This is a genomic window from Paraburkholderia sp. A1RI_3L, assembly GCF_048957895.1.
Classification (GTDB): Bacteria; Pseudomonadota; Gammaproteobacteria; order Burkholderiales; family Burkholderiaceae; genus Paraburkholderia; species Paraburkholderia kururiensis.
This window is the reverse complement of the sequence record NZ_JARCHA010000008.1, coordinates 222,212-247,233: the sequence shown is the minus strand read 5'-3', so window position 1 is coordinate 247,233 and position 25,022 is coordinate 222,212. Positions and strand designations below refer to the sequence as shown.

Genomic DNA, 25,022 nt, shown 5'->3' with positions numbered 1-25,022 from the left:
AGCGGCGCATGGGCTCGCATCGGAGGGGCTATGTCAGCGTTACGTGCCAATCTGTTGAAAACAGCCGAAGGGTTGCGTCTGCACGGCCCCGAACTCGATGGCTGGCGCCGTTGGGGGCCGTACCTGAGCGAGCGGCAATGGGGCACGGTGCGCGAGGACTACAGCGAGAACGGCACCGCGTGGGACTACTTTCCGCACGATCATGCGCGCAGCCGCATGTACCGCTGGGGCGAAGACGGCCTTGCGGGATTCGGCAACGACCCGCTGAACTGGTGCGTCTCGCTCGCGCTCTGGAACGGGCGCGATCCCATCATCAAGGAACGCCTGTTCGGTCTCAACAACGAAGAGGGCAATCACGGCGAGGACGTGAAGGAGCTGTACTTCTACCTGGACGGCACGCCCACGCATTCATACATGCGCATGCTCTACAAGTACCCGCATGCGGCGTATCCGTACCAGGACCTCGTGGATGAAAACCGCAGGCGCGGCGCAGACCAGCCCGAGTACGAGATTCTGGATACAGGCGTGTTCGACGACGACCGTTACTTCGACGTCTACGTCGAATACGCGAAGCACACGCCCGACGACATGGCGATGCGCGTAACAGTGGAGAACCGCGCGGACATCTCGGCCTCGCTGCACGTGCTGCCGCATTTCTGGGCGCGCAACCGCTGGGCATGGTCGACGAAGCACAGCAAGGCCGCGCTTACGCTGAGCCGCTACGAAGACGGCGGCGCAGGTGTGCTTGCGCAATACCCGTCGCTCGAACCGCTCGTTGTGACGGCGACGGCACCGCAGCCCATCGAGTGGATCTTCTGCGAGAACGAGACGAACGTGCGCCGTCATTTCGGCATGGAAGGCGAAGGCCCTTTCAAGGACGGCATCAACGACTACATCGTGCATGGCGACGAGCACGCCATTCGCCGCGATCGCGGCACGCGCGCGGCGGCCCACGTGTGCCTGCATCTCGAACCGCATGGGCGTGCGGTGCTGTATTTGCGCTGGCATCCGGAGGCGGCGGCCAGCACGGATCCACTCGATCTGGACGCGCTTTTCGCGCAGCGGCTTGCCGAGGCCGACGAGTTCTACGCGGCGCTTCAGCACGACGTCGAAGACCCCGACGCGCGGCTCGTGCAGCGTCAGGCGCTGGCGGGCATGCTGTGGTCCAAGCAGTACTACCAGTTCGACGTGACGCGCTGGCACGATGGCGACCCAGGCCAGCCGAAGCCGCCGCGCGCCCGCCGCCACGGCCGCAACGCGGACTGGCGTCACATGTGCAATGGCGACATCGTATCGATGCCGGACAAGTGGGAGTACCCGTGGTACGCGTCGTGGGATCTCGCGTTTCATGCGGCGGCGCTCGCGCTCGTCGATCCGGACTTCGCAAAGAAGCAATTGCTGCTGCTCGTGAAAGAGCGCTACCAGCATCCCAACGGGCAACTGCCCGCATACGAATGGGCGTTCGGCGACGCCAATCCGCCGGTACACGCGTGGGCCGCGTGGCGCGTGTACGAGCTGGACCGCGAAGTCACAGGCGAGGGCGACCGCGAGTTTCTCGAACTCATCTTCCACAAGCTGCTGCTTAATTTCTCCTGGTGGGTGAACCGCAAGGACGCCGAAGGCCGCAACATTTTTCAGGGCGGTTTTCTGGGCCTCGACAACGTCGGCATATTCGACCGCTCCTCGCGGCTGCCTGCGGGTGACCGTATCGATCAGGCGGACGGCACGGCGTGGATGGCCTCGTATGCGCTGGACCTCATGCGCATCGGTCTCGAACTCGCCGTCACGAACAAGGCCTACGTGGACATTTCGGTGAAGTTCTTCGAGCACTTCCTGTACATCGCCGAAGCCATCTGCTGCAGCGAAGGGTGCAGCACCGGCCTGTGGGATGACGAAGACGAATTCTTCTACGACGTGCTGCACTTTCCCGACGGCGGGCGTATGCCGATGCGCGTGCGTTCCATCGTCGGGCTGATTCCGTTTTTTGCCGTGCACGTGCTCGAGGAACGCGTGCACGGCAAGCTGCCGGGGCTGCGCGAACGGCTCGACTGGTTTCTCGATCATCGGCCGAATCTCGCGCGCCTCGTGTCGCGCTGGACCGAACCCGGCAAGGGCAACACCACGCTGCTTTCGCTGTTGCGCGGGCATCGCATGAAAGCGCTGTTGCGGCGCACGCTCGATGAAACGGAATTTCTCTCGCGCCACGGCGTGCGTGCACTGTCGCGCGCGCATTGCGAAGCGCCCTACGTGTTCGAACACGACGGCGCGCGCTTTGGCGTGCGCTACCTGCCTGGCGAATCCGATACGCGCGTGTTCGGCGGCAACTCGAACTGGCGCGGGCCCATCTGGATGCCCGTCAACTATCTGCTGATCGAGTCGCTGTACGAGTTCTACCGCTACTACGGCGACGACTTCCGCGTGGCGTGCCCCACGGGATCGGACACGCTGCTCTCGCTGCGCGAGATTGCCGACGAACTGACGCGCCGCGTGACGACACTCTTTCTGCGCGACAAGGAGGGGCGGCGTCCCGTCATGGCCGCTTATCCGCAATTGCAGGACGATCCGCGCTCGCATGACCTCGTGCTTTTTCACGAGTACTTTCACGGCGACAACGGGCGCGGCGTAGGCGCATCGCATCAGACGGGATGGACGGGGCTCGTCGCGCTGCTGTTGCAGCCGCATCGCGTGCAGGTCTCCGGCGTATTGCCTGCGGTGGATGGACAGGCGCGCGAAGAAACCATCACGTCGGCGCGATAGCGCGCCGACGAGGTTGTTCTGTCACTCTGAAGCGCTCGTGCTAATACCGGCATCGCCTGGTTCGCTGCCGTCCGATGCGAAAAACCGGGCCGCTTTACTGATCCGTCACGAAAACACGCGTCGTTTCGTGCCGCTCGACCTGCGCTGAACGCCCCGCCGCCGCAGGCGCCAGGTACGTCTTACCGGCGCCCGCACGCTCCTCGAAAAAAAACGGCAAATCCTCCTAAAGTCACACCCATCGCCGCCGTTATACAGGCCGGCGTCGGAATGTTCGCTCCGGATTTCTCCCTCCAGCAACCGTCGGCCCCAACGGTCCCCATTGGGGCGGCACGCGGCTCTCGCGTCCTCACCTCCCGAACTCTTCCTTTCTGAAGCTTGCGGCTTTCTAGCCGGTTCATTACACGTATTCAGGTATCCGTATCATGTCGTCCAGAAATGTTTTGGCGCCGCGCGACGCACGCGGGCTTGCTATTGACGCGCCCGTGTCGCGCCGGAAATTTCTCGCGGGGTTGCTGGCCGGGGCGGGGAGCCTGACGCTCGCCGCGTGCGGAGGCGGGGGCGGTGGAGGCAGCACCACGACGGCCACCACCTCGAATACGAGCGGACCGAACACGACGACGAACGCGGGCACGACGGCAACCAGCGCGACGACCGCCACGGCGAGCACGTCCACGGCCTCGAACAATGTCGCCACGAAACTCGCGGAATCCACGTCGGGCACCACATTGCCCCCTGCCACGCAGCTCATCGACGCGTCCGGCATGAACTGGACGATCTCGAACGGCCGCGTGATCTGCGGGCACACCAACACGCTGTGCCCCATTACGCCGAACATGCTGCTGTACTGGAACCACACGGTGTACGCACGCAACGTTGCCGGCGTCTGGTACAAGAACCTGAACGGCGTCTGGAGCATTGCGTCGGATCCGCGCAGCGCGCCCATTTTCTACGGGCTCAACGGGCATCCGCTGCAGACCACGGGCGCGTATGCCACGCAGACACCGGCGCAACAGATCGCGATGCTCGCCGACCTGGGCGCCACGGTTTACCGGCTCGATTGCTACGGCGCTACGAGTGACGCGCAAACGCTTGCGCGCTACGCGCAGGCCGCTGCCGGCACGAGCGTGACGATTCTGCCGTGCCTCGCGTTCCATCAAGCCATGTTCACCACGACCGAACAGGACAACTACGATTGGGCGTTCCAGTGCGGCGTGAATACCGCCACCGCATTGCAGGCGTATTGCTCGATCTACGAGATCGGCAACGAGATTGACGACTACTGCTGTATCGGCGTGGGCGAAACGCCGTCCTCGTTCGACAACACACGTTTTCAGCTCGTGCGCGGCCTGCTGCGCGGCGCAGCGGACGGTATCAAGTCCGTACAGCCGGGCGCGAAGATCATCCGCGGCGGCGGCGTCACGACGCTCATCGGCTTCAACAACATGCTGTGGAACGGCACCCAGCCCGACGGCACGAGCGGCCACCCGCGGCTCACGTGGGACTACACGGGCTGGCACTGGTACGAGACGAGCGGCAATATCATCACCGCTTACGACGGTACTGCGACGCCGCTCAACATCCTGCAGAACCTGCAGCAGTACGGCGTGCCGGTGTGGATCACCGAAGTGGGCTTCAACACCGGCGACACCGATCAGGGCGCGGCCTACATTACGCAGGTTTTCAACCAGTACTTCACGGACCGCTCCGCCTACAACATCGCCGGTATCTGTTTCTATGAGCTGTTCGACGTGGCGGCCGAGGGCACCTTCGGTCTGGTCAATGCGGACGGTGTGACGAAGAAGCAGGGCTACGCCGCGTACAAGAATTTCGCGAGCGCCCATCCGGTCTGAGCGATGCCGACGCACCCGGCAGCAGTGACATACCGCGACATGATTCTGTAGTCGCCTTCGTCCGCGTACGCCTCTAAGATTCGCCTGCCACTGCCCACTGCACGAGATGCCGCACGTTGCCGGCGCCGTGCCGGAGGGCTGAACGACACGGAGGAATTCATGAAACGCGTACTCGTCACGCTCGCCATTTGCATCCTTTCCACGGCCGCGATGGCACAGACCGCCACGCCGCCCGCAGGTGGCATGCGTATGGGGCGCATGCTCCAGCAACTCCAGACCCGCTTTGCCAATGCGAACACCACCCACGACGGCAAGCTCACGCGCGAGCAGGCAGCGGCCGGCATGCCCAGGGTCGCGCAGCATTTCGACGAGATCGATACGCAAAAAATGGGCTTCGTGACGCTGGCGCAGATCGAAGACTTCATGAAGCAACGTATGGCTTCACGTTGAGCGGCGCCACCCCTCAAGCGTATTCGGCTCGCTGCGCTACTGGAGCGCAAACCCGGGAACACGCGGAACAGACCCGCATCGTGTCGAAGTTGATGCACAATCGCGACGAGGCACAGACCCGGAGACGCGGCATGGAGCGGGCGGAGAAGATCATCGTGCTCGACGACGAGGCGGAGTTGCGCAACATGCTGCAACGCTTCCTCGCACAGCACGGCTTTCACGTGCGGGTGGTGGCGGACAGCCGGCGCCTGGACCGTTATCTGCAGCGCGAGCCGTTCGACCTGCTCGTGCTCGATCTCATGATGGAGCCGGAAGACGGCCTCTCGGTATGCCGCCGCTTGCGCGCCGAAGGGTACACGCTGCCCATCCTCATGCTCACGGCGAAGGGCGACCCGGTGGACAGAGTGGTCGGCCTCGAGACAGGCGCCGACGATTACCTTGCGAAACCCTTCCTGCCCGGCGAACTCGTGGCTCGCATTCGCGCGTTGCTGCGCGGGCGGAAGATGGCGGCCGGCGACCCCGTCGTAGCCGCGCAGGCGCTGCGCTTCGGCGAGTTTCGCTTCGACGTCGGCCGGCAGACGCTCACGCGAGGAGGGGAACCGGTGGACGTGCATTCGGCGCAGATGCTGTTGTTGCAGGCGCTGGGCGCCTCGCCGAACCGGCCCGTGAGCCGCGAGAATCTGCTGGCCCGCGCGCGCGGCCGCGATCACGAGGCGCTGGACCGCAGCATCGACGTCCAGATTCTGCGGCTGCGCCAGATCGTGGAGAGCGATCCGTCGAAGCCGCGTTTCATTCGAACGGTGTGGGGCGTCGGCTACATGCTGGTGGCCGACATCGAATCATGACGAGCCACGTGCCGTCCGCGATGGATCAGACACCGGCGCGCAACGTGCCGCGCTCGCTGTCGCCGCGTTCGCTCCTTGCGCGCAACATCGTGTTGCTGGTCGCACTCGTGGCATTCACCCAGATTTGCTCGCTCACGGTGCTGCTGCATTACGTGCAGCGTCCGCGTGTGGAACGCGCGGCGATCGCGTTTGCCGACTACGTGCAGCGTATCGACCGCACGCTCGCGCCGTTGCGGGCCGACGAAGGCCGTGCAGCGGCCGCGCGGCTGGGCGCTGTGGAAGCGCTGCCGTCCACGATCGACGACGAGCCGCGTCGCGATCCCGTCCACTTCTACCGCATGATGCAGCGCAAGGTGTTCCTCGATGCACTGAGGCGTCACCTGCCCGCCGATATGCCCGTCATCTGGCAGATCGGCAGCACACAGAAGCTGTGGATTCGCGTACACGTGGCCGGCGCGCCGTACTGGATCACGTTGCCCCTGAACGAAGAGGCGGAAGTGAGCGGCGTGACCACGGCGCTCGCGCTCTCCATCGTGCTGGCGCTGGCTGCGGCGCTGACGGGCTATGCGATCCAGCGGCATATCAACCGGCCCTTGCGCGAACTCGCGCAGGCGGCACAGCAGTTGAGCGCGGGCGAGTCGCCCGCGCCGTTGCCGACGGATGGCCCCACCGAAATCGCCCAGGTGAGCGGGGCGTTCAACCAGATGATGGAGGCGCTACGCCAGGCAGAAGCAACGCGCGCGCTGATGCTGGCCGGTGTGTCGCACGACATTCGTACGCCGCTCACGAAGCTGCGTCTTGCGCTGGCAATGAGCCCATCTGCCGACGGAAGCCGCGAAGTGGCCGACGATTCGCTCTCCGCCGCCGCGCAGCGCTACCTCGACCAGATCGACACCATCCTCCAGCAGTTCATGGACTATGCCGGCAGCGGCGAGCGAGAGATCGCACAGCCGGGCGACCTCAACGCGCTCGTCAGTCAACTGGCCGCGGATTTCGCGGGCCTCGGCCATGACTTCGAACTTTCGCTGGGCGAGGTGCCTGTGTTCGCGTTTCGCCCTGTCGGCACGATGCGAATGCTGATGAACCTCATGCAGAACGCAGTGGCGTATGGACGTACCGGCCTTGCTGTACGAACATGGACGGAGGCCGGTATGGCCTGTGTGGCCGTGGGCGATCGGGGCAAGGGCCTCGCTGCGGACGAACTCGAACAGTTGAAGGCACCGTTCAGCCGTGGCAGCAATGCACGCACGCTGTCGGGCGGCACGGGCCTGGGCCTTGCAATCGTGGAACGGATTGCACGCCTGCATGGCGGTTCGTTGCAGTTCCGGCCGCGCGATGGCGGCGGACTGGAGGCGCTGGTGAGAATGCCGCTTCGGGTACAGACGCGTTAACTACCGACGCGCGTGCAGCGTTTCGCGCATCGCGAAGATGCCAGGAGGCTGTGATGAAATTCGACTACAAGCAGTTTCATATCGACGCATCGCCGCTCGACGAAGGTGGCCACTTCTACGCGCGCGCGAAGATTTTCCGACGCACAGGGCAGGGCAACGCGCCCGTCGAAGTGAAGTATTCGGGCGACCTGGGCGACTATCACTTCGACACCGACGCAGTGGCGGCGGCACAAAAGTGGGCCATTCAATGGTGCGACGAACACGCCGAATGAGGCGCTGGCGTTGTGTTCAGGCGTCGAGCCCTTCGAGATAGGACCACGGATAGATGCCCCTGCGGTGGCCGTCGGCGAAGGCGAGTTGAAGACCGTAGCGGCCCACAGGTTGCACGTCGAGCAGTGTCACGTCTTGCGGCACGTCCACTGTCCGGCCGCTGAGTCGCACCTGGCGGCACGCTGCGCACGGGCAAGCGGCGCGTAACACCGCACAGCGAAGGGAGAGTGTTCGCGTAGCGCTCCAGCGCAGGGTCAGGATGCCTGCTGCGCTGTTCAGCGTGACCTCTTCGGGCGGATTCATCGCGCCGCGCTTTCCAACTGGATTAACGCGATCCTCACGGCCTTGCGCACGTCGGGGTCGCGATCGTCGCGTGCGGCCTGCAACGCAGGTACGGTGCGTGGGTCGCAGAGTTCGCCGAGTGCGAGCGCGGCCTCCTTGCGCAGATTGCTGATGGCATGGGTGAGCAGACTCGCGACGTTGGGCGCCGCGTCGATATCACCAAGGCGTCCTAGCGCGCGTACGGCACGAACACGGACCTGCCAGAACGGGTCGTCGAGCGCGGCAATCAGAGGTTCGCGCGCGATCGCGGGACGCAGCTTGCCGAGCGTCGTGGCCGCTTCTTCGCGCACCTGCCAGGCCTCATCGAGTAGTGCGGCGAGCAGGGCGTGGGTGGCGACGAAGTCGTCTGCTGCGGCGAAGCCCAGGGCGCCGGCAGCGGCCCGGCGTACGTCGGCGTGATCGTCGTGCGTGATGAGCCTTGCGAGCGGCGCGAGGGCGCGTGCGTCGCGCAGCCAGCCGAGCACACCGACGGCTTCCAGGCGAACGTTCGCGTCGGCATGACCGAGTGCGTCGAGGGCGGGCGTGAACGATTCCGCCGCCCGCAATTCCCGCAACGCGCGTAGCACCGCAGCCAGCACGTGAGGCTCAGGACGCGCAGCCCAGCGACACAGTGTCGTTGCCGACGCTGCCTGCTTCAACGCGGCAAGGCTTTGCGCCGCCGTTTCGCGCACTTCGTCCGACGTATCGAGCAGTGCGCTGCACAGTGCATCCACCGTTGTTTCGTCTTCCCAGGCAGCGAGGATGCGGGCGGCCTCAGCGCGCACGGCCGCGTCGGCGTCATGGCGCAAAGCGTTGCGAACCGGCGCGACGAGGTCGGGGTCTTCAAGGTCCGCGAGTTCGATGAGCGCGACGCGACGCACGGCGGCATCCGTGGCGGAAAGCTTCGCGAGCAGCGTCGACGTTTCAGTCGAAGCAGCGCTGGCGACCATGTCTTCGCGCGTGGCGAACGGTTGAACGGTCATGAGAAGCAGGTCTCCATTCAGGCGCATCAACGCAACAGATAAGGAATGTCCACCTTCACTGCGCCGGTCGGACAGTCCTGCTCGCAGGGCATGCAGTACCAGCATTCGTCGAACTGCATGTAGGCCTTGCCTTTGCTGAGGTCGATGGCGAGCAGATCGAGCGGGCAGACATCGACGCACACGGTGCAGCCCTTGTCGGCAATGCACTTGTCTTCGTCAATCGTGACCGGCGCCGAACTGCGATGAAGAATGTCGCGTGGGGTGTGCGGTGCAAGCGTCATGACGTGCTCCATAACGTAATACGTGAAGGGAGTATTCAGGCGAACTGCGTTTCCGCAGGCTTCGTTTCGATGCGCAGCTTCGTATAAGCGTCGCGTTCGCTGTCGGCCAACGGCACGACATACGGCTCCACGGGACGCTTTCTGCAAGCCATCTCGCCGCGCTCGTTCTTGTACAACTCCGTGTGGCAGAACCAGTCGTGGTCGTCGCGCTGCGGAAAATCGACGCGATGGTGATACAGGCCCCAGCGGCTTTCCGTGCGAAAAAGCGAGGCCCGTGCGGCCATTTCCGCACAATCGCGAATGGCGCGCACTTCCGCCGCGCGCATGAGTTCGTGCGCGTTCTGCGCCTTGATGGCGTCTATGTCGTCGACGATGGCCGCAAAGCGCGCGAGGCCGATCTCCATCTTGCGCGTCACCTTCGGCGGCTGAAGATAGTCGTTCACCATGCGACGCAGTTTGTATTCGACCTGCGCGGGCGCGAGTCCGCTTTCGCGTTCGAGCGGCGCATAGATGCGCGCGCGTTCCGCCGCGATTTGTGCCTCGTCGAGCGGGGCGTGCGAGCGGCCCGCCACGTAGTCCGCCGCATGCTGGCCGGCGAACCATCCGTAGGTGAACGCGCCGAGCATGTAGTTGTGCGGGACCGCGGCCATGTCGCCGGCCGCATAAAGCCCCGGCACCGAGGTCTGCGCGTGTTCGTTCACACGCACGCCCGACGCGCTGTGGCCGCTGCAGAAGCCGATTTCGGAGATGTGCATTTCCACCATCTGTTGCCGGTAGTCGGTACCGCGTCCAGCGTGGAAGCGACCGCGGCTAGGGCGTTCGTTGGTGTGCAGAATCTGCTCGATGGTCTGGATCGTTTCTTCCGCAAGGTGATCGAGCTTCAGGAACACGGGGCCGTTGCCGCTTTGCAGCTCCTGGTAGAACTCCCACATCATCTGGCCGCTCCAGTAGTCGCATTCGATGAAGCGTTCGCCCTTGCTATTCGCGGTGAAACCGCCCAGCGGACCGGTGACGTAAGCGCAGGCCGGTCCGTTGTAATCCTTGATGAGCGGATTGATCTGGAAGCACTCCAGATTCGAGAGTGCGGCGCCCGCGTGCCATGCCATCGCGTAACCGTCGCCGGCGTTGGTGGGGTTCTCGTAGGTGCCCATCAGATAGCCCGACGCGGGCAGGCCGAGGCGCCCAGCGGCGCCGCAACAGAGAATCACGGCCTTTGCGCGGACCACGTAGAAGTCCGCGGTGCGGCAGTCGAAACCGAGTACGCCACATACGTTGCCATGCGAATCGGTGAGCAGCCGCGTGGCGACGATGCGGTTGGTGATCGCGACGCGGGCGCGCTTCAACTGCCGGTACAGCACCTTCTTGATGTCGTGGCCTTCGGGCATGGGCAACACGTATGAGCCCATGTGATGCACTTTCTTCACGGCGTAGTCGCCCGTAGCGTCTTTTTCGAAACGCACGCCCCAGCGGTCGAGCTGTTCGATCGTGGCGAAGCTGTGCTTCGCGTAGGCATACACCGTGGACTGGTCGACGATGCCCTCGTTCGCAATGGTGATCTCGCGCGTGTACTGCTCCGGCGTGGCATGGCCTGGAATCACGGCGTTGTTGAGGCCGTCCATGCCCATGGAGATCGCGCCGCTGCGCTTCACGTTGGCCTTTTCGAGCAGCAGCACGTTGAGCGTCGGGTCGCGTTCCTTCGCCTTTATGGCGGCCATAGGGCCGGCGGTGCCGCCGCCAATCACGACGATGTCGTATTCGAGCACGTGGGTGTTCATGACGCTTGCCTTGTGAATGAGCGGGCGCTTTCGGTACCGGCGCGTTCGCGGTCTATCCGCAGCCGGTACTGGAAGGCGTCGCCGCGGAAGTAGAGATATTCGTAGTCGATGGGCACGCCGTTGGCGTCGTGCGTGAGGCGCTCGATGCGCAACACGGCGCTTCCTTCCCCGACATTCAACGCGCTCGCCACTTCGGCGCTGGCGAGCGTGGCGTCGACTGCGACGTCGGCGTGGCCCAGCGGCACGCCGCAATCGTTCTCGATGACGAGGAAGATGTCGCGCGTCGCGAGATCGGCCCTTGCGAGCCGCTTGCCGATTGATTCGGGTACCCAGGTGATTTCGTAGGACACCGGCTCGCGGTCGAGCAGCCGCACGCGCCTGACCTCGATCACGGTCGTGCCTTCGGCAAGTGCGAGCCGCGCGGCGACCGTGCCGTTTGCCGTCAATGCACGCACACCCTGAACCTGGTTGACCACCTCGTGACCCACCGAAGACATCGCTTCGGCGAAGCCTTGTAGCGACGTCACGTTCTGAAACGCCTTGGGCCGAGAAACGAACGTGCCCTTGCCGTGCTGCCTGAAGAGCAACCCTTCCTTCTGCAGATCGCCGAGCGCTTGCCGCACCGTGATGCGGCTCACGCCGAACGACGCGCACAGTTCGTATTCCGAAGGCATGCGGCCGTGCGGCGCGTAGGTGCCGTCCAGAATGCGCGCACGCAATATGTCCTTGATTTGGGCATAGCGCGGTTGAGGCGGCAGAGCGGCGAGAGGCGGTGTGGCAGTGAACGGAGGCATTGGGTGAACTTGTCATGACAAGACGAGTTCGCAGTCTAGCCAGCGCAGCGTGTACCTCAAACGAAGGAATTCCGATATCGATCTGCGCATTTGCGATGAACGTCCGCGATATACGGGAATATGCGTGACAGCGAAATGGATAGCAGAAAAAACTGGAAGCACCGCGTTGACCGTGCGCTTATGAGCCACGCATGATGGCACTTCCTGTCTGGACACTCGGACATCCAGACATCACCAAGCACAAAACACCTGCGAAACACAAGGCCAGGCGAACAAACCATGACATCGAACCATTCATCACACGACGACATCGAATCACGCGCGCATAACGGGCAACGGCGCTCGCTACTCAAGCATGCAGTGGCAGGCACGGCGGCACTCGCCGCCGTGCGCGTCGCAGGCGTTACCGGCGGCGTGGGCGGCCTCGGCGCGCTCGCGGCCAGCATCGACGCACACGCTCAAGGCAGCGGAAAGGTGTTGCGCGTGGGCTACCAGAAGTACGGCAACTTCATCGTGCTCAAGGCGAGCGGTGCGCTCGAAAAGCGCCTGGCGCCGCTGGGCATCACGGTGCAGTGGACCGAGTTTCCCGGTGGTCCGCAATTGCTCGAAGGGCTCAACGCAGGCGCCGTGGATGTGGGGACGGTGGGCGAGACGCCGCCCATCTTCGCGCAGGCGGGCGGCGTGGATTTCGTCTACATCGGCAGCGAGCCGCCCGCGCCGAAGGCCGAAGCCATCGTGGTACCGCACGATTCACCGATTCGCTCGGTGGCCGATCTGCGCGGCAAGAAGGTGGCGCTCAATCGCGGCTCCAACGTGCATTACCTGCTCGTGAAGGCGCTGGAAAGCGCGAAGGTTGGTTATCAGGAGATCGTGCCCGCGTATCTGCCGCCTGCGGACGCTCGCGCGGCATTCACGCAGGGCAGCGTGGACGCGTGGGTGATCTGGGATCCTTATCTTGCAGCCGTGCAGCGTCAGGCGAATGCGCGTGTGCTCGTGGATGGCGAAGGGCTCGTGCGCAACACGCAGTACTACCTCGCGGGCCGCAAGTTCGCGAGTGCGCAGCCGCAAGTCGTGCATGCGTTGCTGGAAGAGGTGAGCCGTATCGACACGTGGGCACGCGACAACATTCCGGCCGTGGCCGCGCAGCTCTCGCCGCAGGTGGGGCTCGACACGGGCACGCTGGAACTCGCGCTGAAGCGCACGACGTATGGCGTGCAGCGTGTGGATGCGGCCACGATCGCGTATCAGCAGCAGATCGCCGATACGTTCACGAATCTCAGGCTGATTCCGAAGAAGCTCGACGTTGCGCAGGCGCGCTGGGAAGCGGCGTCGTAGGTTGGCAGTGAAGCCGCGCGCGAGCGGAGGGAGAATGCGCCGCTCGCGCCGAAGACCGAAGCCTGATGGCAGCTAATGGCAGTTAATGGCAGTTCTTGCTGCCTGCGCCGCCGTGCTCGTGCGCCTGTTCGTCCATGCACACGTCTTCTTCAATCTGCACGGTGACGTGATCGATGTTGAAGCGCGTAGCCAGCCGGCGCTGCACGGCGCTCACGACTTCGCGATGCGGCGCACCCTCCGCGGGATGCACGTGCAGCGTGACCATGTGCTGTTCGCCGGTCATGGACCACGCGTGGATGTGATGCGCGTTGCGCACCTGCGGCACGTTTTGTTCGAGGTCTGATTTGATCTCGGCGAGATCCGTTCCTTCGGGCGAGCCCTCCAGCAGGATATGCGCCGACGACCGCACGATGCCCCACGCGCTCTTGAGAATCACGACGGCGACGAAGATCGAGAGAATGGGGTCGATCGGCGTCCAGCCCGTCAGCAGAATCACGCCTGCGGCCACGATGGCCGCCACCGAGCCCAGCATGTCGCCCAGCACATGCAGCCATGCCCCGCGCAGATTGAGGTTTTCGCGGTTGCCGCCGTGAAGAACGAGAAACGCGACCACGTTCGACGCGAGACCCGCAATCGCCACGATCATCATCGTCTTGCCTGCAACGGGCACAGGCGAGGCGAACCGCTGCACGGCCTCGATCACGATCCACGCGGCAATGACGAAGAGCGCGCAGCCATTCACGAACGCAGCGAGAATTTCGAGCCGTTTGTAGCCGTAGGAAAGTTGCGCGGTAGCGGGGCGCTTGCCGTAGTGAATGGCGACCCAGCTGAAGCCGAGCGCGGCGGCGTCGCTGACCATGTGGCCGGCGTCGGCGAGCAGCGCGAGCGAGCCGGAAATCAGTCCGCCCACCACCTCCACCACCATGAACAACGCAATGACGATGAACGCCCAGCCGATGCGATGCTGGTCCGTGACGCCGTGCAGATGGTTGTGACCGGCGTGGCTGTGGTCGTGGCCGCCATGGCCGTGATCGTGATCGTCGTGATGATCCGCATGGTTGTGGTCGTGCGGATGATCGTGGCCGTGCGAGTGTGGATGTGCCATGGGAGGGTTGCGTGGCTAAACTGGAGGTCTGGGCATTATATACACATATAAACATCTATTGATGTGATCGCAGAGGAGCGTGGATGCAACCCTTCGAGTTGAGCGATGACCAGGTGGTGGAACTGGCGGAAATGTTCCGGCTGATGGGCGACCCGAGCCGGTTGAAGATCATCGCGTCGTGCCTGAGCGCGCCGATGTGCGTCTCGGATATCGCCGCGAAGCACGGCCTCTCGCAGCCGCTCGTGAGCCATCATCTGCGGCTGTTGCGCGCGGCGCGCGTGCTGCGGGCGGAACGGCGCGGCAAACAGATCTTCTACGAGGCCGCCGACGAGCACGTGAAGCGCGTGATCGACGACATGACCGAACACGTTTGCGAGCATCTGTCCTCTGATTTCGACGAGAGCCAGAAAGACGTCTGAGGCTTGCATGTCGCGGCCATTATTTTCTTAAGCAACTGGTAAGAAAAATCGGGCAAGATGCGTCCCTGTCAATTTGTCAGGGAGTGACTCATGACCAACACCCAACACGACGTGGGCCGGTACGACCCGGTGGCCCGTCTGCTTCACTGGCTCATCGTGGCATTGGTTTGCGCCCAGTTCGTACTGGGCTGGACGATGCCCGAAGTGCATCGCGACACGCAACCCGTCGGCCTCATCGCCTTGCACCTTGCCGTGGGCGCCGCGCTTGTGGCCGCCATGGTGCTTCGTATCGTGTGGCGTCTCACGCACCGTCCGCCGCCTGCCAATCTTTCGCCGTTGCTGAATACGGTGTCGGGCGCCACGCACTTTCTGCTCTACGCTGCGCTCGTGGCCGTGCCGCTGCTGGGCTGGGCCAACGCGTCGTCGCGCGGCTGGGCTGTTGAGCTGCTCGGCGCAATCCCGCTGCCCGCGCTTTCCGCAACGGGTTCGAGCGTAGGCCACGCCATGGGCGATGTCCACAGCGCGCTTGCATGGGTGCTGCTCGTGTTGATCGGCATGCACGTGGGCGCCGCGCTGTTCCACCGCTTCGTGCTCAAGGACCGTGTGCTCCAGCGCATGACCTGGTAACCTGGGTAACCTGGTAACGCCGCGGCGGTTGCCACGGTAACCGCTGCAGGCAGGCCCCGAACGGCCCGTTCCCTTTGCCGGGAACGGGCCGTTTGCCGTTATGCGCCTTGGTGTGCGATCAAGGCGAGCGTGCGCGCGTCGGGCTCGCCTTCGAAGTACTTGCGCAGCGCGTCGAGAAACACCGTGTTGTCCGTGGTGGCCTTTGCAAAGAGGCTCATCGACGAGCGGAATTTCAGGTCATCCGGGTAGCCGAAGATGTCTTCGATGGCGCGACCCTCCACGGCGTTCACGATCCCGGTGGTCTGCCGCAGCCGCGGGCCGAGCACGGGATGGCGCAGATACGCCTCGGCCTCGGCGAGCGACGAGATGGCGAAGCGCTGCGCCATGGCGCTGTCGCCCAGGCCCTGGATCTGCGGAAATACGAACCACATCCAGTGGCTGCGTTTGCGGCCCGCCCGCAATTCCTCGCATACGCGGGCATAGACGGGGTCCTGGGCATCGACGAAACGCTGCAGATCGTAGGCGTCGTCGTGTTCTGGGTGGTCGTTCATCGTGTCCTCCTTCTGTGCGCCCGGCGCGCTGCGCGCCGGCATCGCGGCCTGCGCGCTTTGACAGGGCACGTGGTTCGTCCCTACATTACACACACGCCGATAGTCGGCGCGTCAGCGCCCAGGCACCATTCCGCATTCGCCGAGCAAGCCGTCTCCGGGAAAAGCGGTGCGTGCCGGGGCTTTTCCGGCGGGGGCCATGAAGCCATATCGATTGCGCCGTCAGACCTTTCTGCGCGACCACGCGTATCCCGTGTGGCGCGACGTGGTGCTCACCGCGGCACCATTCGTTCTGTTCTTCGGCCTGCTCGTCGCCGCGCTGGTCTGGATCGTGGACCCGGCGCCGCCCGGCAGCATCACCATCAGCGCCGGTCCGCGCGACAGCGTGTTCATGCAGAACGCGCTCGAATACAAACGGATTCTCGCGCGTAACGGCATCACGGTGCGCGTGCTCGAATCCGACGGCTCGGTGCAGAACCTGAAACGTCTGCTCGATGCGCATCAGCATGTGGATCTCGCGCTCGTGCAGGGCGGCGTGTCGGACGGCTTGCCGATACAGTCGCTCATGTCGCTCGGCAGCGTGTTTTACGTGCCGATCGTGGTCTTCTATCGCGGCAGCGGCATGACGCAGCTTTCCGAACTCGAAGGCAAGCGCATCGCGATCGGGCGCGAGGGGAGCGGCACGCGCATGCTCTCGCTGAAGCTGCTCGATGCGAACGGCATTCATGCCGGCGGCGAAACCACGCTGCTGCCGCTCGACGGCCTCGACGCCGCGAAGCAACTGGTGGCCGGCAATATCGACGCCGCCTTGCTGAGCGGCGATTCCGCAGACCGCGGACTCATGCTGCGGCTGCTCGCCATTCCCGGCGTTTCCGTGATGGATTTCGCGGAGGCGAGCGCCTATACGCGCCTCTTTCCCTATCTCGACGAACTCGACCTGCCGCCCGGTGTGCTCGACCTTCGCCGCAAGGTGCCGCGGAACACCGTGCACATGATCAGCCCCATGGTGGAGATCGTGGCTCGCCGCAACCTTCATCCGGCGATTTCGGACCTCATCATCGAAGCGGCTCAGGAAGTGAACGGCACCGCGGGGCTGCTGCAAGGCGCGGGCCAGTTTCCGAAGCTGGTCGCGCACGAATACCCCATCAGCGAAGATGCGGCGCGCTATTACAAATCGGGCAAGAGCTTTCTCTACCGTAGTTTGCCGTTCTGGCTCGCGACGGTGGCAGACCGCATGCTCGTGCTGCTGCTGCCCGTTGCAGTGCTGCTCTTCCCCGCGCTTCGCGTCGTGCCGGCGCTATTTCGCTGGCGCGTGAGGTCGCGGCTCTACCGCTATTACGGCGTCCTCATTGCCATTGAGCGGCGCGCCATGCGGCACGCAACAGAAGCGCAGCGCAAGTCGCTGCTCGATGAACTGGACGGCATCGAGGCGTCGCTCAACAACGTGCGCGTGCCGCTTGCCTATGCGGACGCGTTCTACGTGCTGCGCGAGCACGTGAGCTTCGTCCGCTCGCATCTGGTCGAACCGCATTCCGCGTAGTGCACCTAACTAAGGGACGGAACCCGAAAACACTGCCGCACGCCCGTGAAAGTACGCATATCATGAGAGATGCTGCGTCCGGCTTTTGCGCTGGCGCGTTGTTCGAGCGATTTCCTCACCAGTAAGCGGAGGTGGATATGGCTACGTTTGCTATCGACGGCATACGCATCAATCCCCATACGGATCGCGTGACCCACGTGCGCTGGGCCGCGATCGATCCGAAATCGCATGCGTCGCTTTCTTCAGCGCAGATCGTGGAAGTGGGCGACGTCGTCAACGCCATTCATGCCGGCAACATCGTGTGGTCGCTTTTCACGCTGGGCGGCACGCGCTACCTCGGGCCGAAAATCAAGACGGTCTCGCATACGGACGGGCACGACGGCATCGACACCGACGAGCCCAACGGCACGGTAGAAAAATCCATCGACGATCTGCCGCACGTCTGACCGCGCGGCCCGTCCGCGATTCGAGGCAACACCCGCCGTTTTACTTCTGCGCCGTCTGCAGCGGATACCCGTCGTCCAGCGTCTTCAGAAACGCGATGATGTCTTTGATGTCCGCGTCGCTCATGGCGGGCGGCTCGCCGAAATGGCGGTCGAACGGCGCGTCCGTCACGTCGATGTTCGCGTGGAAGCGCTCGGGCAGATCGTCGTACTTCACGACCTTGCCGTCGGGGCCGCGCGGATAGATCTTGCCGGGGTCCGTGTCGCGCAGGTTGTAGAACTTCATCACGTCTTCGAGCGAGTGATAGACGCCGTTGTGAAAAAACGCCTGACGCGTGGCCGCATTGCGCAGCGAGGGCGTGAGGAACATGCCGCAGTATTGCGTCTGGGTCGACAGATCCGTGCGATGCGGGCCGCACACGCCCATGTCGTGAAACGCGGGGTCACGGTTCACGGCGAGCGTACGATTGCGCGGCACGCCCAGCGCTTCGTACTGGAAGTCGGTGAACATAGGCGGCAGCCCGTCTTCGCCCGGCGTGGCGAGATGGCAGCCCGCGCAGTTCGCGCGGTTCTTGTCGGTGAAGAGGTGCAGGCCGCGTATCTCCGCGCGCGTGAGCCTCACCTTGCCTTCGAGCCAGTAGTCGTACTTGCTCGTGTAGGGATGGAACGACGGGTCTTCCACCTGGTAGCGCGCAATGGCGAACATCGCTTCGGACACGACGCGCGCCGGATCGTTGAAGATGGCCGGCCCGAACAACTGGCGCAACGTGGCGGCGTAGGGCGCCTCGGCGATCTTTGCCGCGACGGTCTTCACGTCCGTGTTCGCCATTTCCACCGGATTGAAGAGCGGACCATAGGCCTGCGCCTGCAGCGTGTCGGCGCGGCCATCCCAGAACAGGCCGCCTTGCGGCACCATGGCGGGCGCCGCGGGCGCAGCGCCCGCCACCTTTTGCGCGCGCGGCGTGCTGGCAGCCTGGGCGGCGGTGTCGGCGAGGCTCGCCGTGGTTTCGGCTTCGCCGTCGTCGGGACCGATGCTGAAGTTCGGCTGCCGATAGAGGTAGGTCAGCAAGGGCACCGCGCGGTCGCCCTGCAGCGACATGTGCGCGCCGCCAGGCTGCACGGGCAGCGCATTGGGCGGGCCGTACGCGTGCTGGGGACTATGGCACGTTGCGCACGACTGCTGGCCCGAGGCCGAGAGCCGCGGATCGAAGAACATCTGCTTGCCGAGCAGCGCGACGGCGCTGAGCGGCGCGGTAGCGGGGCGCATCAGCGTGACCGGATGCGGATTCGCGCCCGTCAGCGTTTCGACGTACTCGCCGATCGCGGCGGGCATCTGCTGCGGGAACACGAGCGCCCAGACGGACGCGAGCGCGAGCACAGCAAGCGCGTAGAGCAGGGCGTGCACGGCACGACGGCGCAGCGTGCCCTTCGGGCGCGCTGACGGGCCATTCGTGGAACCGGTGTTGGGTTGCGGCAGGGAAGGAGCGTTCACGATTCGATGCGGCAAATGACTCGGAGGAGTTGAACGCCGCGCGCGCAGCGCGGCGGCTGCAGTGGCGCGGGCGTCGACACAAACGTTGATGCAAGCGTTGCTGCCAGCCTGGCTTCAAGCAACAAACCGGCCTCGCGGCCGGTTTGTGTTTCAGACGTCAGCAAACGCGACAACGGGCGTATCAGCTTGCCGGCGGCGTGGCGACCACCGTGCCTTGCGTCGGGTCGACAAAGACCGGCGACGTCTTCGGCGTGCCCGTGAAGTCGAACAGGTTCATCATGCTGCCCGCGCTTGCGTCGGCAGAGCCGCCGCCCAGGCGCTGACCGTTCAACCAGTTGTCTTCGATGAAGCGGACTACCGACGACTGGTTGATCAGCGTGTGGTCGACGAAGTTCGTCTTCGCCCACGGCGAGATGACGAGGAACGGAATGCGCGTGCCAGGACCGCAGCGGCCGTTCACGGGCTTGCCGTTGACGCCGTTCGGCGCCGTGCCGCTGCCGCACACGCCGGCGCCGTTCAACTGGTCGGCGAGCGGGTGGAACGAAGCGAGCGTCGGCGACGTGTAGGCATGGTCATACCAGCCGTCCGAGTCGTCCCACGTCACGACCACCGCGGTGTTCTTCCAGTCGGGCTGCTGTTGCAGGAAGTTGACGACCTTCGCCGTGAACGCCTGCTCGTCGAGCGGGTCCGAGTAGCCCGCGTGGCCGTCCTGGAACGCCGGCGCCTTCACGAAGCTCACAGACGGGAAATTGCCCGCCTTCACCGCGGCGAAGAAGTCGTCCGCGTCGTACTGGTGGTTCGCCGGCTCCGGCGTCTTGCCGTCCGTCTCGAGGCTCGAACCGATGGCGGCGATGCTGCTCGGCCGCGTGTGCTGCGGGTTCGAGGTGGACTTGTAGTACTGGAACCAGTTGTGGTGCGGAATGTAGTCGGCCGTGCTGGCGTTCACGACCGGCGAGAGCGTGCTGCGCTTGCAGCCCGTCGTGCCGTTCGAGTTCGTCTGCGACAGGTCGAAGCCGCCCATGAAGCCGCCCCACGTGATGTTCGCGCTGTTGAGCAGGTCGCCGATGTTCTTGCCCGTCATCATCGCGGCGTTGGTCGTGCTCGAGCACACGTCGAAGCCCGGATCGACGTCGTTGATCATCGTGAAGCCGCCCTGGCCGTCGTCCACGTAGTACGACGACGTGGCCGTGGCGGAGACCGGCCCGGTGTTCGCGACGACGACCTGCATGCCGTTGGTCTGGCCGGCGATCACGTTGAGCGCGCCCGGCGTGGACGGGCCGTAGCTCGTCGTATAGGCGTTGTCGCTCATCGCGTAGTGCTGGGCGTAGTTCCAGAGGCCCGTCACGGTGTTGCCGTCGTAGTAGCCCATCACCTGGCCCGTGGTGCCGAACGCGCCGGCGCCGCCGCTCGTGCCCTTGCCCGTGAACTTCGGGAAGAGGTCGGCGAGGCCGTTGTCGTAGGCTTCCTGTTCCGCGGTGTAGGCGTGGTTCTGGTCAGCCGTGGCCGCCTGCGTGCGGTCCAGACGGAACGGGTTCGAGGCGCCCGCGCCGTTCGCCGTGTTCGTGAAGTTCGGGTTTGCCGTGAGCAGCGAACCCGAGAGCCCGTTGATCGACGGCGTGCCGGCTGCCGCCGTGAATGCCGGCTCGCCCGTCGGGTTCGAGGCATTCGGGTAAGTCGCGAAGTAGTGATCGAACGAGACGTTCTCGTTGAAGATCACGACGAGGTGCTTGATCGGCGTGGCCGTCGTCAGCGCGTCCTGGTTCGAGACGGTCTGATTGACGTCGTTGCCGCTGCTGCTGCAGGCGGCAAGGGCGAGGGCGGTTGCCCCGGCGGCTGCTGCGGCGCTCAGCGCGCAGGCCTGGCGAAAAGACATTCGATTCTCCCGAGTCGTGGTGGGGTCAGTTGTGTTTGTTCCTTGCAGAACCTTCCAGAATCGCGCCAGATTGAAACACGGCCCTGTGAAAGCCCCGGGGCACTGCACTTTCAAAGAGGCTTCAACCGTCTGACGAAATGGGGACAGCGTTCGGCCGATGAACGGCGCCGTAGCATGTGCGAGCGCGGATGTCCAACGCGAAGACGCGCCAGGATGCGGCAACGGCGCGACATAGCGACGCGATATATCACAACGAGATATAATTCGCGGCCCTGCCGGGTGGCATGAGTGTCCCGCCTTTCGGGTGGCCTCCCGGCGCCATCGCTTCGTTCGTTCTCACTGGTTCAAGCCGTGTCCCGTTCTGTCGTCACCCGCTGGTTCGCCAGCTTCATGCCCGCCACTGTTGCGATCCGTTGGTCTGAACGCGTGCGCTCCGCGGTGGGCGCGCTCGTCGGAATTGCGCTCACGGGCACGGCAATGCGGCTGCTGCTGCCCGCGTCCGACGTCAATGTGCCGCTGCTCGTGGCGCCCATGGGCGCGTCCGCCGTACTGCTGTTCGGCGTGCCTGCCAGTCCGCTTGCGCAACCGTGGTCGATCATGGGCGGCAACCTTGTGTCGGCCGTGGTGGGCGTGACGTGTGCAACCCTCATCGCCAATCCGGTGTACGCCGCGGCCACGGCGGTCGCGCTGGCCATCTGCGCGATGTTCGCGCTACGCTGCGTGCATCCGCCGTCGGGCGCGGTGGCGCTTACCGCGGTGCTGGGCGGGCCCGCCATTCATGCGCTGGGCTACGGATTCGTGCTTGCGCCTATCGCGACACAGTCGGCCGTGCTGCTCGGTGCGGCGATCGTCTATCACAACCTCACGGGCCACCGCTATCCGCACGCGGCGCCGAAGCAGGACCGCCCCGTGCGCGCACCCGGCGTGCCCGCGCCCGCGCAGACCTTCGCGCGCGCCGATCTGGAGGCCGTGCTGCGGGGCCGCAGCGAACTGCTCGACATCGACACGGGCGACCTCGAAGCGCTGCTGCGCGACGTGCAATTGCAGACGTGGAGCCGCTCGTTCGACGAACTGACCTGCGCCGACGTGATGTCGCGCGACGTGGTGACGGTATCGTCCGGCACGTCCGCGTGGGCCGCGTTGAAACGGCTCGAGCGATACAACATCAAGGCGCTGCCCGTGGTGGACGAACGCCGTCACGTAGCGGGTATCGTTACGCGCGCGGACCTGGCCCGCGCGAGGCCGCGCAAGTCGACGGGATGGTGGGGCACAAGCATGGCGCTCCTGCCTGGTTTCGCTGGGCGCGCGCCGGCTGCGCAACGCGCCGTCACGGCCGGTTCGCTGATGAGCCGCAGCGTGCACACCGTCCACGTGTCCACGCCGATTGCGGACCTCGTGCCCGTGTTCGCCCACTACGGGCACCACCATATTCCCGTGCTGGACAACGAACGCCGGCTGGCCGGCATCATCACGCAGGCGGACCTGATTGCCGGGCTGTATCGGCAGACGTCGCACGAGCAGCGTCTCGCCGCGTGAATTCCATCTGAGTGCCGCCTCTGACGCTTTGGCGTGGGGCGGTGGTTCCCCTTCACAGGGCCGGGTAAATATATCAAGAAATGATATGTTTACCGTTTAGTCACGGGAAATCGCTGTTAATGAACAAGAAGCTTCCAGCGCTCGCGAAGGCCGATTTCGAGCAGCTTTCGGAATTCCGCTACCAGATGCGCCGGTTCGAACGTTTCTCCGAACAGGCCGCGCAGAGCGAGGGCATTACGCCGTTGCAGTATCTGCTGCTGTTGCACATCAAAGGCTTCCCGGGCCGCGAGTGGGCCACCATCGGCGAGCTGGCCGAACGCCTGCAGACACAGCATCACGGCATGGTCGCGCTCGTGTCGCGCTGCGAAGCGCTCGAACTGGTCGAGCGCAGAACGAGCGAAACGGACCGGCGCCAGGTGGAAGTGCATCTGCTCAAAGCCGGCGAGCGCGTGCTCGCGAAGCTCGCGCAACTGCATCGCGCCGAACTGAAGTCGCTGGAAGGCCAGTTCCGCGTGCCGAACATCGATCTCTAAAACTTGCCTTTCCAGGACCATGAGCACGAGCATGAGCACCGCCCTGATCCACACCCACAAGCGTGACTTTTCCGCGAACGCGAGACTGCCGGTGATCTGCGCGATCGCCGCCTGCACCGGCGCGCTCGCCACCCTGGCGGCGTTCGTGCTGCTGAGTCTCATCCATCTGTTCACGAACCTGTTCTTCTTCGGCAGCTTTTCCTTTGCCGATCACTCACCCGCGCACAACACGCTGGGCCTGTGGGTGGTGCTCGTGCCGACCGTGGGCGGTCTCGTGGTGGGCCTCATGGCGCGCTTCGGGTCCGACAAGATTCGCGGCCACGGCATTCCCGAAGCCATCGAGGCGATCCTGTTCGGCAAGAGCCGCATGTCGCCGAAGGTGGCGGTGTTGAAGCCGCTTTCGTCCGGCATCGTGATCGGCAGCGGCGGGCCGTTCGGCGCGGAAGGTCCGATCATCATGACGGGCGGCGCGCTGGGCTCGCTCATCGCGCAGTGCGTGAAGCTCACGGCCGCGGAGCGCAAGACGCTGCTCGTCGCGGGCGCCTCGGCGGGCATGACGGCCGTGTTCGGCACGCCGCTCGCGGCGGTGCTGCTCGCGGTCGAACTGCTGCTGTTCGAATGGCGGCCGCGCAGCTTCATTCCCGTGGCGCTGGCCTGTGCCGTAGCGGGCTTTGCGCGTGCCGTGTTCTTCGGCACCGGTCCGCTGTTCGCGTTGCAGACCGCGCCCGCCGACAGCCAGGCGCTGCTCTGGTGCCTGCTCGCGGGACTGCTTTCGGGCGTGCTGGCGGCGAGTCTTTCGGCGGCGCTCTACAAGATCGAAGACCTGTTCGGCGAACTGCCCGTGCACTGGATGTGGTGGCCGGCCATCGGCGGTCTCGTGGTGGGCATCGGCGGATTCTTCGAGCCGCGCGCGCTCGGCGTGGGTTATGACGTGATCGGCGACCTGCTTCATCAGCACATTGCGTTGCAGGCCGCCATCGCGATTCTCGTGGTGAAGGCCGTGATCTGGGTGATCGCGCTAGGGTCGGGCACGTCGGGCGGCGTGCTCGCACCGCTTCTGATGCTGGGCGCCGGGCTCGGCGTCGTGCTGGGCCACGTGCTGCCTGGCCACGATGCCGCGCTCTGGCCGCTCGTGTGCATGGCCGCGACGCTGGGCGCCACGCTCGGTGCGCCGCTTACGGCCATCGTGTTCGCGTTCGGGCTGACGCACGACGCCAACGCGCTGCTGCCGCTGCTCGCGGCCACGCTCATCGCGCACGGCTTCGCGACCGTCGTCATGCGGCGCTCCATCATGACGGAGAAGATCGCTCGACGCGGCTACCACATCTACCGCGAATACAGCGTGGACCCGCTGGAGCGCCACTACGTCGACGAAGTCATGACGCAGCAGGTCGAGACCATCGACGCGAGCCTGACTGTGGCCGCCACACTCGCGTCGTACTTCGGCCCGATGCAGACGCATCGCGCGTATCCCGTGGTCGAAGAGGACGGCGTGTTCGTCGGCATGGTGGACCGCACGCTGCTCGAAGCGTTCGCGGCGGACACCGTGAAGTACGGGGCCGACGCGCCGTTGCATGCGGCGTTGCGCGACCGCCAACTCGTGACGGCGCTGCGCGAGGAAACGTGCCGGCTCGTGGCCACGCGGCTCGCGGTGCATGGCCTCGAGCGGCTCGCCGTGGTGACGGACCGCGAATCGCGCAAGCTGGTGGGCATCGTTTCGCGCAGCGACCTCGTCAAGCCGTCGCTCGCGCTCTTCGACGAAGAGCACAAGCGCGAACGCTTTCGCCGCATTGCGCCGGTGGTGGCGCGCCGGCGCCTGGCGCCGCTAGGCGGGGCGCGGCGGCCTTGATGTAG

At 64.9% G+C, this 25,022-nt stretch carries 23 protein-coding genes; 14 read left to right on the top strand and 9 right to left on the bottom strand.

Annotated features, from left to right (window positions below; translation table 11 throughout):
* Positions 1 to 30: 30 nt before the first annotated feature.
* From PXJ20_RS21820 to PXJ20_RS21795, 6 genes are all read left to right on the top strand, one after another.
* The gene (locus PXJ20_RS21820) at positions 31 to 2,757 is read left to right on the top strand and encodes an MGH1-like glycoside hydrolase domain-containing protein (protein ID WP_421031142.1); all 2,727 of its coding nucleotides are present in this window, start codon (positions 31 to 33) and stop codon (positions 2,755 to 2,757) included.
* Positions 2,758 to 3,179: 422 nt separating this feature from the next.
* Entirely contained in the window at positions 3,180 to 4,607 is a 1,428-nt protein-coding gene (locus PXJ20_RS21815; RefSeq protein ID WP_421031141.1) for a hypothetical protein, read from the top strand.
* A gap of 159 nt (positions 4,608 to 4,766) precedes the next feature.
* A complete protein-coding gene (locus tag PXJ20_RS21810) occupies positions 4,767 to 5,057 on the top strand; it encodes an EF-hand domain-containing protein (protein ID WP_421031140.1) in 291 nt (96 codons plus the stop codon).
* Between the two features lie 131 nt (positions 5,058 to 5,188).
* Positions 5,189 to 5,902, top strand: coding sequence for a response regulator (locus PXJ20_RS21805; RefSeq protein WP_017777389.1), 714 nt, complete (start codon positions 5,189 to 5,191; stop codon positions 5,900 to 5,902).
* 20 nt (positions 5,903 to 5,922) lie between these two features.
* Complete coding sequence (locus PXJ20_RS21800) at positions 5,923 to 7,293, top strand: ATP-binding protein (protein WP_199541305.1); 1,371 nt, start codon at positions 5,923 to 5,925, stop codon at positions 7,291 to 7,293.
* 53 nt (positions 7,294 to 7,346) lie between these two features.
* Positions 7,347 to 7,565 carry a hypothetical protein gene (locus PXJ20_RS21795; protein ID WP_421031139.1) on the top strand — a complete coding sequence of 73 codons (219 nt, stop codon included), beginning with the start codon at positions 7,347 to 7,349 and terminating at the stop codon, positions 7,563 to 7,565.
* 16 nt (positions 7,566 to 7,581) lie between these two features.
* Here the strand turns inward: PXJ20_RS21795 and PXJ20_RS21790 are convergent, their stop codons facing one another.
* From PXJ20_RS21790 to PXJ20_RS21770, 5 genes are read right to left on the bottom strand one after another with little or no spacing between them, the layout of a single operon-like run.
* Complete coding sequence (locus PXJ20_RS21790; RefSeq protein WP_421031138.1) at positions 7,582 to 7,866, bottom strand: DUF971 domain-containing protein; 285 nt, start codon at positions 7,864 to 7,866, stop codon at positions 7,582 to 7,584.
* Complete coding sequence (locus PXJ20_RS21785) at positions 7,863 to 8,867, bottom strand: HEAT repeat domain-containing protein (RefSeq protein ID WP_421031137.1); 1,005 nt, start codon at positions 8,865 to 8,867, stop codon at positions 7,863 to 7,865. Before PXJ20_RS21785 ends, PXJ20_RS21790 begins: the two co-directional genes overlap by 4 nt.
* Positions 8,868 to 8,893: 26 nt before the next feature.
* Positions 8,894 to 9,148 (bottom strand): 4Fe-4S dicluster domain-containing protein, encoded by a 255-nt coding sequence (locus tag PXJ20_RS21780; RefSeq protein ID WP_277599441.1) that lies wholly within the window; start codon positions 9,146 to 9,148, stop codon positions 8,894 to 8,896.
* Positions 9,149 to 9,183: 35 nt separating this feature from the next.
* Positions 9,184 to 10,923, bottom strand: coding sequence for a fumarate reductase/succinate dehydrogenase flavoprotein subunit (locus PXJ20_RS21775; protein ID WP_421031136.1), 1,740 nt, complete (start codon positions 10,921 to 10,923; stop codon positions 9,184 to 9,186).
* Positions 10,920 to 11,717 carry a GntR family transcriptional regulator gene (locus PXJ20_RS21770; protein WP_421031135.1) on the bottom strand — a complete coding sequence of 266 codons (798 nt, stop codon included), beginning with the start codon at positions 11,715 to 11,717 and terminating at the stop codon, positions 10,920 to 10,922. Before PXJ20_RS21770 ends, PXJ20_RS21775 begins: the two co-directional genes overlap by 4 nt.
* Before the next feature lie 279 nt (positions 11,718 to 11,996).
* On the opposite strand from PXJ20_RS21770, the gene PXJ20_RS21765 reads away from it, so the two are divergent.
* A complete protein-coding gene (locus PXJ20_RS21765; protein ID WP_421031134.1) occupies positions 11,997 to 13,052 on the top strand; it encodes a sulfonate ABC transporter substrate-binding protein in 1,056 nt (351 codons plus the stop codon).
* Positions 13,053 to 13,134: 82 nt separating this feature from the next.
* Here PXJ20_RS21765 and PXJ20_RS21760 read toward each other — a convergent pair whose 3' ends face one another.
* Positions 13,135 to 14,157: a cation diffusion facilitator family transporter gene (locus PXJ20_RS21760; RefSeq protein ID WP_421031133.1), complete on the bottom strand. Its 1,023-nt coding sequence runs from the start codon at positions 14,155 to 14,157 to the stop codon at positions 13,135 to 13,137.
* A gap of 83 nt (positions 14,158 to 14,240) precedes the next feature.
* Between PXJ20_RS21760 and PXJ20_RS21755 the strand changes: the two genes are divergently transcribed.
* The gene (locus tag PXJ20_RS21755; protein WP_017777399.1) at positions 14,241 to 14,576 is read left to right on the top strand and encodes an ArsR/SmtB family transcription factor; all 336 of its coding nucleotides are present in this window, start codon (positions 14,241 to 14,243) and stop codon (positions 14,574 to 14,576) included.
* A gap of 90 nt (positions 14,577 to 14,666) precedes the next feature.
* Complete coding sequence (locus PXJ20_RS21750; RefSeq protein WP_017777400.1) at positions 14,667 to 15,203, top strand: cytochrome b; 537 nt, start codon at positions 14,667 to 14,669, stop codon at positions 15,201 to 15,203.
* Positions 15,204 to 15,301: 98 nt separating this feature from the next.
* Here the strand turns inward: PXJ20_RS21750 and PXJ20_RS21745 are convergent, their stop codons facing one another.
* The gene (locus tag PXJ20_RS21745) at positions 15,302 to 15,754 is read right to left on the bottom strand and encodes a DUF1810 domain-containing protein (RefSeq protein WP_413214298.1); all 453 of its coding nucleotides are present in this window, start codon (positions 15,752 to 15,754) and stop codon (positions 15,302 to 15,304) included.
* 196 nt (positions 15,755 to 15,950) lie between these two features.
* Here PXJ20_RS21745 and PXJ20_RS21740 point away from each other — a divergent pair, with 196 nt between their 5' ends.
* Positions 15,951 to 17,291 (top strand): TAXI family TRAP transporter solute-binding subunit, encoded by a 1,341-nt coding sequence (locus PXJ20_RS21740; RefSeq protein ID WP_421031132.1) that lies wholly within the window; start codon positions 15,951 to 15,953, stop codon positions 17,289 to 17,291.
* Between the two features lie 137 nt (positions 17,292 to 17,428).
* Entirely contained in the window at positions 17,429 to 17,737 is a 309-nt protein-coding gene (locus tag PXJ20_RS21735) for a hypothetical protein (protein WP_017777403.1), read from the top strand.
* Positions 17,738 to 17,777: 40 nt separating this feature from the next.
* On the opposite strand, the gene PXJ20_RS21730 is transcribed toward PXJ20_RS21735, so the two are convergent.
* On the bottom strand, positions 17,778 to 19,229 hold the full coding sequence (locus tag PXJ20_RS21730; protein WP_421032595.1) for a cytochrome-c peroxidase: 1,452 nt from the start codon (positions 19,227 to 19,229) through the stop codon (positions 17,778 to 17,780).
* 178 nt (positions 19,230 to 19,407) lie between these two features.
* Positions 19,408 to 21,099, bottom strand: coding sequence for a phospholipase C (locus PXJ20_RS21725; RefSeq protein ID WP_421031131.1), 1,692 nt, complete (start codon positions 21,097 to 21,099; stop codon positions 19,408 to 19,410).
* A gap of 351 nt (positions 21,100 to 21,450) precedes the next feature.
* Here PXJ20_RS21725 and PXJ20_RS21720 point away from each other — a divergent pair, with 351 nt between their 5' ends.
* The 3 genes from PXJ20_RS21720 (at position 21,451) to PXJ20_RS21710 (ending at position 25,017) form a co-directional block, all read left to right on the top strand.
* Entirely contained in the window at positions 21,451 to 22,635 is a 1,185-nt protein-coding gene (locus PXJ20_RS21720) for an HPP family protein (protein ID WP_421031130.1), read from the top strand.
* Between the two features lie 119 nt (positions 22,636 to 22,754).
* A complete protein-coding gene (locus PXJ20_RS21715) occupies positions 22,755 to 23,168 on the top strand; it encodes a MarR family winged helix-turn-helix transcriptional regulator (RefSeq protein ID WP_126876480.1) in 414 nt (137 codons plus the stop codon).
* A 31-nt stretch (positions 23,169 to 23,199) separates the two neighbouring features.
* Positions 23,200 to 25,017, top strand: a complete 1,818-nt coding sequence (locus tag PXJ20_RS21710; protein WP_277599450.1) for a chloride channel protein — start codon at positions 23,200 to 23,202, stop codon at positions 25,015 to 25,017.
* Positions 25,018 to 25,022: the final 5 nt, after the last annotated feature.